This is a genomic window from Xanthocytophaga agilis, assembly GCF_030068605.1.
Lineage (GTDB): Bacteria > Bacteroidota > Bacteroidia > Cytophagales > 172606-1 > Xanthocytophaga > Xanthocytophaga agilis.
The window spans coordinates 238,633-250,952 of the sequence record NZ_JASJOU010000008.1; the positions used below are offsets into that span (position 1 = coordinate 238,633).

Here is a 12,320-nt window from a genome sequence, read left to right on the forward strand (position 1 = left end):
ATATCCAAAAATATTACAATGGCCTTACATCCTTTTGCTGATAGACTTGTACAGGCGCGTTATTTACAGAAAATATCCAGGTAGAATTATTTATAACTTGTACATCTTTCACATCTCCCTTAACATTTAAACCAGAAAGAGACTGGCTTATATAGTCAAACTGAAAGTTTCCTTTGTTCAGAAATACAAACCCGTGGTTAGCATCCATCTTTCCAATTCGAAGATGATAATACGAATTGTTTCCACTCAGAAGCAGATCTTTCTTGCCATCCTTGTTAATATCCTCCATTGCAATCGCATATACAGGAGCATACTGAGCCTGAGAAGGTAATGAATGCAAAACAAATCCATGAGGAGTATTTTCCAATACACAACTTTCTGTAAAATCAATGCGATAGGTCATAGCATTATTCAATTCACCTTCAGAAAAGACATCTTCCAATGTAGCTTCTGCATAGGATTGATAATTGGTATATTTTCTTCGCAAAGAAACAATTTGTTCCAGTAACTCATCCCTACTAATAGCAGGATATTGTTTTTGCTGAATATAATAGCTCACTACCGGATCTATAATGCCATTCTTATCAAAATCTCCTGCATACATTCTCATAGGATAGGTAACAGAAGGCTTCATCTGGCAATTGTTTCCTAAATTACCCAGTACCAGATCCAAGTCTCCATCTCCATCCAGGTCATCTCCAGCAATGCGATTCCACCATCCGTTCAACCATTGCTGCTCAGATCGTGCATCTCTAATCTGCAAATCCTGTACTGTGGCCTGTCCATTTTTAAAGGATAAGACTTTGGGTGACATCCATTCACCAACGATAACGATTTCAGAAAAACCATCCTTACTTAGATCCATTACAAAAGCATCACTTACTAAGCCCAGCTTAAAATGAGAAAGAGGGACAGATGTAAAACTACCTTTCCCATTATTTAGTAGTATGAAACTTGCATCTGCTGCAGGAAATTCATTAGGTGTAGCAGTACCGCCTATAAATAAATCCAGGTCTTTGTCATTGTCGATGTCCAATACTTTTACACAGGAACCATTGGCGGTTTCTGCAGGCAATGCCGTTTTACTTTGTGAAAAGTGACAGGTTCCATCATTAATATATAAACGATCCTGTTGCACTGTAGTATTCTTACGTTGTGAAAAATCTCCACTTACTACATACAGGTCAAGGTCCTTATCGCCATCAGCATCAAAAAACACAGCATCTTTATCTTCATAGATTGAATCCTGTACAAAGGCATCTGTTCGAATCTCACTAAACAAGCCACTTTTTTGCTGCAGAAAAATCTTACCAACCTGGTTTCTGGCTCCTCCCAGATACAGATCCATTAATCCATCGTTATTGATGTCTCCTTTAGCTATTCGTACGCCTGAATATGAATACTGATAAGGAAGTAAAATCTGACGGGCAAAATCATTGGCGTAATTTTCTTTATGTGTGTAACGTAGTATATCTGGTGTTTCCTGAAACAGACTATTATCTATGGATTTATGTACTATGCGTTGGAAAGCATACAAATCATAGCTAATCTCTATAGCTTTATTTACTACACTAATCGTAGAATCCTTCCATTTTCCATCTGGCCATTCAACGTGAATTTTCACCGGATTCTGATTTGTTCCCAACCCAAAATGCAACGCATCATACATAGAAGATTGAAAGCCTTTTACAGGAGAGACTTCCTGGTATTGTGTCAGAGAATCAGAAGTTACATAGACTTTGGTATGTACTCCAAATGGATTTTGCTTCGGGCCTTTTATCTTAATCTTTACAAAACTACTTTTTGCCTGCTTATTGGATTGGTTTGCATCTGAGCTACCCTCTTCGTTTACATCTCTGCCTGTATTTTTATAGATTCGGGCTTGTTCGTTGTTATTATTAGTTACAATATCCAAATCTCCATCATTGTCCAGATCTACATAGACAGCGCCATTGGCAATAGTTGGTTTCTCAAATCCCCACTTTACCGATTGGTCTGTAAAGGTCAGATTGGCATTATTTCTGAAAATGTAGCTATGAGTAGGTGAAGAAGGCATTTTATGGATTTGTTCCATAAGCGACTCATGGGGCTGTCCGGCAGAAGCTTTCATTTCTTCATCAGCTGTATACTTGATAAAATCAGAGTTGGTAAAGTCTTTCACTTCTCCATTGGTGACAAACAAGTCTTTCCAGCCATCATTATCAAAATCTGCAAACAAAGCAGCCCAGCTCCAGTCTGTATTGGATATACCTGCACTTTGCCCAATCTCGCTATAGGAAACTTTGCCAACACCATTGTAACTGGAAACATTTACAGTTTGATTAAGATGTAGCATATTCCGCATATTCTGATGCCAGAATCCGTTGGCAAGCATAGACTGGTAGTTATTCCAGTTGTCAGGAAAAGCCAATAGCTTTTGGCGAAGGTTATCTTCCGGAAGCATATCCAGTGTAAAGATATCGGGTCGGCTATCGTTGTTTATATCAGCAATATCCACTCCCATTGTAAAGCGGGACGTATGATCCAGCGTTTCCTGTAGCAAATCCTTAAATGTACCATCTCCCTGATTGATGTAGAGATAATCATCTTCCACATAATCATTACCCACATAGATATCAGGTCGGCCATCCTTGTTTACATCAGCAATAGCTAGTCCCAATCCAAAACCCAGTGGATTACTTTTGATACCTGCCTCAGCTGTTACCTCTGTAAATTTGCCATTTTCATTTTTGAAAAGCTTGTCGCCAGCATAATCATCCCGTTTATTCCGCATAACAGAGGCATCTGGATTTCGTTCGTAGCTTCTCAGATTATGATTGAGAATAAAACAATCTAAATCTCCATCCAGATCGTAATCCAGAAAGGCAGCTTGTGTAGTATAGCCTGGATCATCCAGACCATATTCCTGTGCTTTTTCAGTAAAGGTCAGATTACCATTATTGACAAATAATTGATTGCGGCGTTGTTCCAGCCCCAGATTTCCAGAGTAACATACATAGATATCCAGCCATCCATCCGAATTGATATCCACAAGGCTTACTCCCGTTTTCCAACCTCCTTTTCGGCCAGTCACTCCAGCAGACTGCGTAATATCCTTAAACTGAAGATTTCCTGTATTGAGATATAAGGTATTGTCAACCATATTTCCTGTAAAATACAGGTCTATATTTCCGTCATTGTTAAAATCTCCGGCAGCTACCCCACCTCCATTATAGAAATACTCATAGTTCAGGATATTGAGTGCTTCTGTCTCTGTAAGCTGATTAGCAAAAGTGATTTCTGTGTATTGAGAGTTCTGTTGTATAAATAAAGCAGATTTCTTCTGTTTCTGGCAAGCAAGAAAAGACACACATAACAGAACGAATATATAATGTAAAGCTTTCATTCGGAATAAAATCAGGCTGTATAGTTTGTTAAAAGTGGTTGTATTGATTAGCCTGATCGGCGTAGACTTTTCCAAGAAGAGGATTATCCGGGAGACAAACAAACTTAAAATTATTTGTATAAAGCATTTATAATCAAAACAGCAACCAGAGTAGGTTGCTGTTTTGATTCTTATTAAAAGCCGATGTTTTTTAGTAACCAAAGTTCTGACTCCACGTTGGATTTGTATCAACAACCTTTTGAGGAAGAGGGAATACAACCACATGAGCATCAGATTGAGCAGGTCTCTGATCAACAGGTGTCAAAAACTTCTCAAAGCGAATCTGATCATTTCTGCGCCATCCTTCATAGTACAGTTCACGACCTCTTTCAGCTAATACTGCTGCTAAGTCTACAGTACCTAATGTAGAAGCCCCACGAGTTGTTCGAAGTGTATTGACAAGACTTGCAGCAGTTTCCCCATTTGGATCAGTACCACCTCTTAGTAAAGCTTCTGCTTTCATCAATAATACATCAGCATAACGGAAAAACACATAATCATGACCTCCATTATCCAAATTACCAGGTTCTGGAACATACTTAACAACACGAATACCTTTTTCCTCACCTGCTGCTGAAAGATTGATATCTGGAGTAAATATCAAATCTTCCCCACCTCTGGTTTTTAATTTCTTCCCATCTTTATCATACTGTTGTCCAACCAAGAATCCTACATTCAAACCAATTTTATCTGTTACTCCAGGATAGGTTCCCCCAACCCGCTCATCAGTTGCTTCAAAGCTATTATAAAAATCACCGAGAGTAGTAAATCCATTCCAGCCACTAGGAATCTGATTGTAATGCAAACCCATATAATATCTGTTACGAGCATTTGCTATAGGACTTCCCTCATTATTCTCTACAGTAAAAATCAACTCTTTTGATCGAGTACCATTTTCCCAGTGAAAGTTATCGAAGTATTTACCTTTAGCAGTCAGTTCATACTTACCTGAGGCAATGATCGCATTACATAATTCAATAACTTTATCCATATCGGCTTTATCAAAAGTATATGGGCCAGCCGGGCTTTGAGGATCTTGCTTATATACAGCTTTGTTTAAATACACTTTAGCTAGTAAGAATTCAGCTGCCTCTTTAGTAGCTTTTCCAGCTGAGCCTGAAGATAAATTGGCAACAGCATAATTGAGATCTTTCACTAATGTATCAACAGCCTGAGAACGAGATGAGATCTTTGCACCATCACATGTATTAGCTAAATCAGTAGAAGGTAGCTGTCCATATAAATCAACAATATAAAAGCTATAAAAAGCTTTTAAGAAGGTTGCTTCTGCCTTAATCTGAGTCTGTGCTGGAGTAGCAAAATATATTGATTGGAGAGAGCGATATACACCATTATTAAGGTTATCCCATGCTGCAATTATCTGATTGTGTTGAGAATCCCAGGTATGTTGGTGTAATTTACGCCATGTTCCAAAATCATCCCAGTCAGTACCACGAGTAGGTCCCATCATTTCATCAGATGGATGTTCTTCCATTGCATAAGCATTGGATTGATCAGAGAAATCATTTAAACGAGCATATGCACTACCTAATGCTTCAGATGCATTACCTTTTGCAGCTGAACATGAACCGGTTTCTGTATTATCTACTGGCTTTCCCACAACATTGTCCTCAAGATCTGTACAATTGGACAGAATGAGTGTCAATGGCAAGCCAAGTAATAAGATTTTTTTTCCAAAATTCATCATTTTATTGTATATGTTTTGGGTCTAACAGAATAAGTTATTTGTATTAAAATGAAGCATTTAAACCAAATGTTATGACTCTCGCACTTGGATACGATGTATAATCTATCCCCAAAGACGGAATTTGATTCAATGCTTTATTGGTATTCACTTCTGGATCAACTCCAGTGTACTTTGTTAACAAGAATAGATTTTGCCCAGTCACAGATAAACGCAAGGTCTTAACTTGGCTAGCTTCCGGAAGTTTAAAAGTATAACCAAGATTTACATTGGATAAACGAATAAAGTCACCTTTTTCTAAGAACCGAGATGATACAGAACCTGCATTAAAACGATACTCGCTGTTATTAGCAACATCTTTAGTCACGTTATGAGCCAGATTTAATGCAGCTTTGTAGAACAATGCATTAGCTGTATTATTATAGATATAGAATCCGGTTGACGAATTTATAAAAATACTCAAATTCCAGTTTCCATAACTAAAGTTGTTTGTCAGACCATGTGTAAATTTAGGTTGTGGACTACCAGAATATACAGGTTGATCTCCATTAGGATAAACAGCAAATCCATTTTCGTCAAATCCAGAGAATTTAGGTACAAAGAAAGCAAATAATGGATAACCTTGTTGAATGCGTTGTGCATATGCACCAGATAATCCTTGGCCATTGATTTCACCTGTTGGTCTGAAGCTACCACCTAGTTTTTCTACTTTGTTGACAACGTGTGTCAGGTTGTAAGCAATTTCCCATCTGAATACTCCTTTATCTACAGCTTTATAGTTTACAGAAAACTCAAATCCTTTGTTTGACACATTAGCATCCAGATTTCGCCAGATATAAGGAGAAGGAGATACAGGATTATCATTTAGATCACGGAAGAGAAGATCTTTGGTATTCTTATTGAAATAATCAACGGAACCAGTTAAACGACCAGAAAGAAAAGCAAAGTCTAAACCAACTGCCCACTGACGGGTTTGCTCCCATTTCAGATTATCATTAGCCGCGTTATCAGCATCTGATGTAGCATTATTAGGATTAACATTACGTGTTGCTTTAGTCAGGTTTGCAGGAAATTCCTGGTTACCAGTTATACCCCAACTACCTCTCAACTTCAAGTCATCAAATATTCCCTGAGGAATAAAACTTTCGTTGGATAAGCGCCACGCAGCCCCCAAAGAAGGGAAAGTACCATATTTATTATTACTACCAAACTTAGATGATCCATCTATCCTAACAGTAGCCGTCAACATGTACTTGTCCTTAATATTATAATTCACTCGGCCAAAATAAGATTGTAGCTCAAAAACATTTTTGTCTTCACCAGCAAAGAATGCTTTATAATCCTTGTTGTTTACATATCCTATATTGTCAATTGTGCCTGTTGAATCCAGAAAATAACCAGATTGTATATAATGACCTTTATTCTCAAACTTCTGATAAGAAAAACCTGCTACTGCATCTAATTGTCCAATACCGACCTTCTCATTATAACTTAAGGTATGTTCAACCAATCGGGAAGTAGTAGTTCTGTTCTGAATGTTATTGAATCCGGTAAAGACATTTATATTATTTACCTGATTTGAGTTATATCCTGTCAAATAAGGATCTACTTTCTGAGCTCTTTCTGAACTTGAATTATCAATACCAAAATTAATTTTATAAGAAAGCCCTTTTATCAGACGATAGGTTGCGCTGATGTTACCTAGCGTCCGGTTAGTATTGCTATTATCATGAATCATATTTAACATTGCCACTGGATTTCGGAAATCTCCTTGTGGATGTCCTGCTACATCATAATTACCAGGAGTGAAATAACGTCCTTGTTCATCATAAATTGGATATGTAGGGTTTGCCTGAAGGGCTGCCCCAAGCAAACTTCCTTGATAGCCTGCATTATTTCCGATGGGAGCATATTGATCTTTTATACCTGAAGTAGTTAATTGTAAATCAACTCTAAGCTTATCATTCAACATCTTATGGCTGGCATTTACACGTCCAGTTAGACGGGTCATTGCTGTATTTTTAATAATACCCTGCTGATCTGAATAGCCTAACGACATATAATAAGTCGTGGTCTCATTGCCACCACCATAGTTCAGGTTATAGTTCTGTGAAAAAGATGAACGAAATATTTCTTTTTGCCAGTCCGTATTTCCATTTCTTACATTGATATTATTTATAGTATTACCTGATCGGGTTAAAGCATCTGGAAATTCACTTGCACTTAATAAATCATACCGTTTTAGTGTACCACTTACACTTCCAGAAGCAGAAAAATTAAGCATAGATTGTCCATTTTTTCCTTTTTTGGTAGTAATTAATACAACGCCATTAGCACCACGAGCACCATAAATAGCAGCAGCAGAAGCATCCTTTAAAACAGTAATACTTTCAATATCTGATGGATTCAAGAAATTTAAAGGGTTTTTAGAAGTTCCACCTCCTGATCCATAATCAGCCCCACCATCTGTAGTAGCATCTCCGCTTACAGGTACACCATCAATTACATATAAAGGATTGTTTCCAGATCTTACAGAAGTAGTTCCCCGAATACGAATATTTACTCCTGCGCCAGGTTCACCACTGGCAGGAGTCATTTGAATCCCAGCAGCACGACCTTGCAATAATTGCTCTGGAGAAGCAATCACCCCTTGGTTAAAGTCTTTTGAAGTTACAGCAACTACACCACCTGTAACATCCTTTTTCTGTTGTTCACCATAACCAATTACCACAACCTCTTGTAATGCTTGTACATCAGCAGCCAGTGATATATTAACAGAAGATCTGCCTCCAAGTGCTATTTCCTGACTTACATAACCAACAAAGCTAAAAACCAGAGTTGTATTGTCACTAGGTACATTTAAAGTATAATTACCACCTGCATCTGTTGTAGTTCCAGTAGTAGTTCCTTTCACAGATACGCTTACACCTGGCAACGAAGAACCATCAGCGGCATCTGATACTTTACCTTTCACTGTCTTTTGTGCATATGCAGTTGTACTCACTAATAAAATCAAAAACCATAGAAATCTCAAAGGAGAGAATCTGAATGAAGTGGATTTGTATCCAGCATCAGGCAGATTACCTAATTTTTGTAACGTAATAATTGTGCTCATAACAAGTAATAAAAGGGGTGATTGATGTGAAAAATAATCTTTTTGACTGTACAGGGTATACTCTCAAAATGATACTTACTTCAATTGTGTCTAGGCATACGTAGTGTATGGTACGCAAATATAGAAAAACCTATATAATTTAAAAAAAAATAAGAAAAATATAATTATTCCCGCTTTTCGGATAAACTTCAGGATTAATATTTAATTTTTTAAATATGGTATAGTCATATAATAAAAAATACAAACAAACACTTCATGATAAAGTACTATTCACTAAAAAGATTATTTACCTTTAAATCTGCTATCTATGTATTACAGCACTATTATTTATGGACAGTAAGGATAGAATACAAAAAATACATAATCCTTATGAAATATAATTTATCAAAGTCTTACTATAAATGTCAACTTATAAAACAAATCAGAATCCTTATAAAATCTTTATCTAATTTGTAGAATGAAGGCAGAACAGGAGCATATTGAGATTAGAAATTTCTAAATCTACTCAATACTATAAGAAGTTCTGAGAAGGGATATTTCCGAGGATTATATATGTCAGACTGACATATATAATCCTCGGAAAAGAGAAGACACATAACTAATGAGCACGCAAATTAATTTAATTAGAATATCCTAAAAAAGATCAAAGAAAAGGTAAGACGGTTTTCTGTCTATCTACCTTAGCAGTAGGAGTTTCTGCGAATTGGTTTACACAGATTATTTGTCTGGGAACCTCATATCTGGCAAGTAATTTTTTGGCTTTTTGCAAGATAAGGTCCTTATTTTCAGGTGATAAATCTTCTATCTCCAGAAAAAGTGTTACAGACTCACCTAATATTGGATGTGGCATCCCTTTAATAAAGAATCGTTGAAGCAAATTCATATCAGCAAGAATACCCTGCATTACCTGTTCTACATGCTCTGCCTGAATTTTTACCCCACCAGAATTGATGACATTATCATATCGGCCTTTCCAACGAAAAGAGGTATCAGATACTAGTTCTACTACATCGTTTGTTATAATGGGATCATTATTTAGTGAGGGCACATGAATGATAAGGCAATTGCGATTATCTGTTTCAAAGGTTACTCCTGTTAGCGCAGTATAATAATCATGGTGAGTAGGCCCATTCAAACCTCGTAAAGCAATGTGGGATACTGTTTCTGTCATACCATAGGTTTGGTAAACAGGTGCTGAAAGGTGCTGAAGCATATCTTTCAGCAGAGATGAAACAGGTGCTCCTCCTATAATAATAGCTTTAGCAGTATTCAGAATGGCTACTTTTTCAGGAGCCTTCTCCAAGATAGTCTGAATCTGTAAAGGTACATATGATTGAAAATCAAATCGACTTTCTACAGGCAGCTCTGCAACAGGTAAAGAAGAAGGTTCCAAGATAGTGAGGTGTAAATCCAGTACCAGACCTCTCACCAGCATCATCATGCCAGCAATGTATTGAACATTCAGATTTACCAGGGCAGTGTATCCGGATTGCAATTTCAGCGTGTTGCCTGTCATAAGAGCACTGGCAGCTATCTGCTTTCGGTCTAGCTCTATGGCTTTGGGTATACCTGTAGAACCTGATGTATGGATAGTAAACGTTTCTCTGCCTGCCAACCAATCACAACAAAACTGCCAGGCAATACATTCATAATTGGTTAGTTTATCCTGCAAAGGCCCGGATTGTATTTTCTCAAAGGATAAAGTAACCTTTGAGTGATAAAATGTGACACTCCCCATTAGTTAAGAACCAGAATATTTTATCAATTGCCTGCTAGTTTGTCTTCACTGATTTCGTAAAACATCAACGACAAATCTGCACTAAAAATATCGTATAAAAAAGTTAGTACCTCATAAACAAAAAAAGCCCCGGTTAGGGCTTTTCAGTTCTATAGTATAGAATATTTCTTCTCCAAATATATTAATAAATATCATGTCCAATGATACGCATCTCCAGATCATCTGCCACATAAGCAACTTCCATAATCATATCTTTTACCAAATCTTCTGTGCAATGGTCAAACAAAGCAGCAGCAGCTACTTTTAGAAAACCTTCATGAATCATCACCTTACTGTAGTATAACTCCTGATTCAGTTCCAGCATAGCCCGGTGATCAATTTCAGGGCGTAGTGTGCAAACTGTAGACATAAACTCAAGCATAGTACCCTGTGGACGATCAATCAGATATCCGGTTACACTTTGAAAACGATCTCTGTTTAATGGTACAGTAATAATCGTGTTTTTGTATGAATACTCTACAAAGCGGCCATCAATTTCAAGTGCCAGTTTTTCCATGGTAGTTGTTAAGTCCATAAGCGAAAGTGTTGAGGATGAATACTTGGTACTATTGATAGGTAAGGTATGCTCTCTATTTCTTTATGAATGGTTTGCTACGGCTAAACCGATTTACAACTATAGATACTAAAACTATGAAAAAAGTAAACGCAAATCTGCACTTTTACGAAAAAAATTATTTGTGTAAGATTATACCCACAAAAAACGAGAAAAATTACATAATAGACTCATTATCAGAGATAAGATAAAAAATGTATTCAGGAAACCTATTTTTTTTTATTTCGTATAACCAATAAATTTTAAAATTGCACCGTTTTATAACATAAATCTCCTTCAATGCCCAGATTTTCTACAATGTAATTATTTTCTGCTATTTTATCTTTTTGTCTTTAGCATCCAATTCTGAAAGTTAAGCTCTGGCTTGCTTTTTGTCTTAGAGTGCATAGATATACTGAGCATTGAAGTCACTATAATTATACTATAATTCTAGCAAAACGAATATCACATAAATAACCTCGAGATGTCTTCACAATCATCCTTACAGAACGCAGACGAAACCAACAATGAGTTTTCCCATGGACTTGACAATGGGAAGCTGGATCTGGAAAAGAAACACTACGAAAGTTTTCTGTCCAGTCAGGTATTATATAATCAGTCTATTGAAAAACTTCAGAACCGGAAAAGTGAATTAGCCAGACTGGAGACGGAGTTGCAGGAAGCTCAAAAAGAATCAGCTCAGTGGATTGAGAAATCCCAGCAACATACACATCAGATACCATTGAAAGAGCAACAGGCAGATCGTCTTAGAGATACAGCGAACAAAGCAGGCATAGAAAAAGAACAATTACGTGAACTTCGCAAAAATACACGTAATGATAATCCTTTCCTGATAGGCTTGTTTTATGTACTTGCCGGCTTGCTGTTCATTACAGGTGATCTGATTATCTCTAAAGATATTGTAGCCTATGCCTTTGGATTTAAGGGCTTTGAAGCATGGAGCTTTGCAGGTGGTCTTGCAGCCTTATCACTGTTGCTCAAACCAGCCTACGAACGGCTGATCGAACATTACTATCAGGAAGGCAAATATAAACGATATATCTACTTTAAGATGGTATTGCTGTTTTTTGCTTTAACTACTATGGCAGTTCTTGGGCTTTACCGATATGATGCGTTTCGTGTAGACAAAATGAAAGCATTTTTAAACAACGAAGCTACGTATCTGCAAAGTGGTGCCGGAACCAATAGCCCTACTCTGATAGCTAAACTTGACAGCTTGCGCAGACAACGTATCCAATTAAATGAGGAATTGTTGAATGATCCCTGGGGAGCGTGGTCTTTTGTACTCACAGGTATCCTATTTGCGGTATCAGGAGCGGTTTGTCTGGGTGTAGGCACACCTATTGTACAAACGTACTGGAAACGCTGGGTACAGATTCCTATCCGTATTGGGCAAATGAAACGCCTGGAAAAACGTACTCAGAAACAACTTGAGAAAGTAGAAACACAACTATCTCAGGAGAAAGCACAGAAAGCTATCAGTGAAAATCATCTGGCTATGTTTTCTAAACCTGAAGAGCTGCAATCTGAAATTAAGACGATTCGTGCTGAGATTCGTGATCTTACAGACCAGCAAGGTTTATACGATGTAGAGAGAAGAGTTTCTCAATACAATGATGGATATGTACGGGGTAAAGTAGAACAACGCACCGAACAACGTCCTAATGGCCATGTTGATATTGTAAACGCCAATGGACAGGCCGTTCATTCATAGATTAACTATCT

At 37.3% G+C, this 12,320-nt stretch carries 6 protein-coding genes; 1 reads left to right on the forward strand and 5 read right to left on the reverse strand.

Annotated features, from left to right (window positions below):
• Positions 1-13: 13 nt before the first annotated feature.
• From QNI22_RS22495 to QNI22_RS22515, 5 genes are all read right to left on the reverse strand, one after another.
• Positions 14-3,385 carry a VCBS repeat-containing protein gene (locus QNI22_RS22495; RefSeq protein WP_314514092.1) on the reverse strand — a complete coding sequence of 1,124 codons (3,372 nt, stop codon included), beginning with the start codon at positions 3,383-3,385 and terminating at the stop codon, positions 14-16.
• Between the two features lie 190 nt (positions 3,386-3,575).
• Positions 3,576-5,132, reverse strand: coding sequence for a RagB/SusD family nutrient uptake outer membrane protein (locus tag QNI22_RS22500; protein ID WP_314514093.1), 1,557 nt, complete (start codon positions 5,130-5,132; stop codon positions 3,576-3,578).
• Positions 5,133-5,175: 43 nt separating this feature from the next.
• On the reverse strand, positions 5,176-8,244 hold the full coding sequence (locus QNI22_RS22505; protein ID WP_314514094.1) for a SusC/RagA family TonB-linked outer membrane protein: 3,069 nt from the start codon (positions 8,242-8,244) through the stop codon (positions 5,176-5,178).
• A 643-nt stretch (positions 8,245-8,887) separates the two neighbouring features.
• On the reverse strand, positions 8,888-9,982 hold the full coding sequence (locus QNI22_RS22510; RefSeq protein WP_314514095.1) for an AMP-binding protein: 1,095 nt from the start codon (positions 9,980-9,982) through the stop codon (positions 8,888-8,890).
• Between the two features lie 181 nt (positions 9,983-10,163).
• Positions 10,164-10,556: a hypothetical protein gene (locus QNI22_RS22515; RefSeq protein WP_313985289.1), complete on the reverse strand. Its 393-nt coding sequence runs from the start codon at positions 10,554-10,556 to the stop codon at positions 10,164-10,166.
• Between the two features lie 502 nt (positions 10,557-11,058).
• Here QNI22_RS22515 and QNI22_RS22520 point away from each other — a divergent pair.
• On the forward strand, positions 11,059-12,309 hold the full coding sequence (locus tag QNI22_RS22520; RefSeq protein WP_314514096.1) for a hypothetical protein: 1,251 nt from the start codon (positions 11,059-11,061) through the stop codon (positions 12,307-12,309).
• Positions 12,310-12,320 lie beyond the last annotated feature (11 nt).

Excerpts from the sequence above, each read along its gene's own strand:
- QNI22_RS22510 (WP_314514095.1), bottom strand. The coding sequence starts at position 9,982 with ATGGGGAGTGTCACATTTTATCACTCAAAGGTTACTTTATCCTTTGAG.
- QNI22_RS22515 (WP_313985289.1), bottom strand. The coding sequence starts at position 10,556 with ATGGACTTAACAACTACCATGGAAAAACTGGCACTTGAAATTGATGGC.
- QNI22_RS22505 (WP_314514094.1), bottom strand. The coding sequence starts at position 8,244 with ATGAGCACAATTATTACGTTACAAAAATTAGGTAATCTGCCTGATGCT.
- QNI22_RS22500 (WP_314514093.1), bottom strand. The coding sequence starts at position 5,132 with ATGATGAATTTTGGAAAAAAAATCTTATTACTTGGCTTGCCATTGACA.
- QNI22_RS22495 (WP_314514092.1), bottom strand. The coding sequence starts at position 3,385 with ATGAAAGCTTTACATTATATATTCGTTCTGTTATGTGTGTCTTTTCTT.
- QNI22_RS22520 (WP_314514096.1), top strand. The coding sequence starts at position 11,059 with ATGTCTTCACAATCATCCTTACAGAACGCAGACGAAACCAACAATGAG.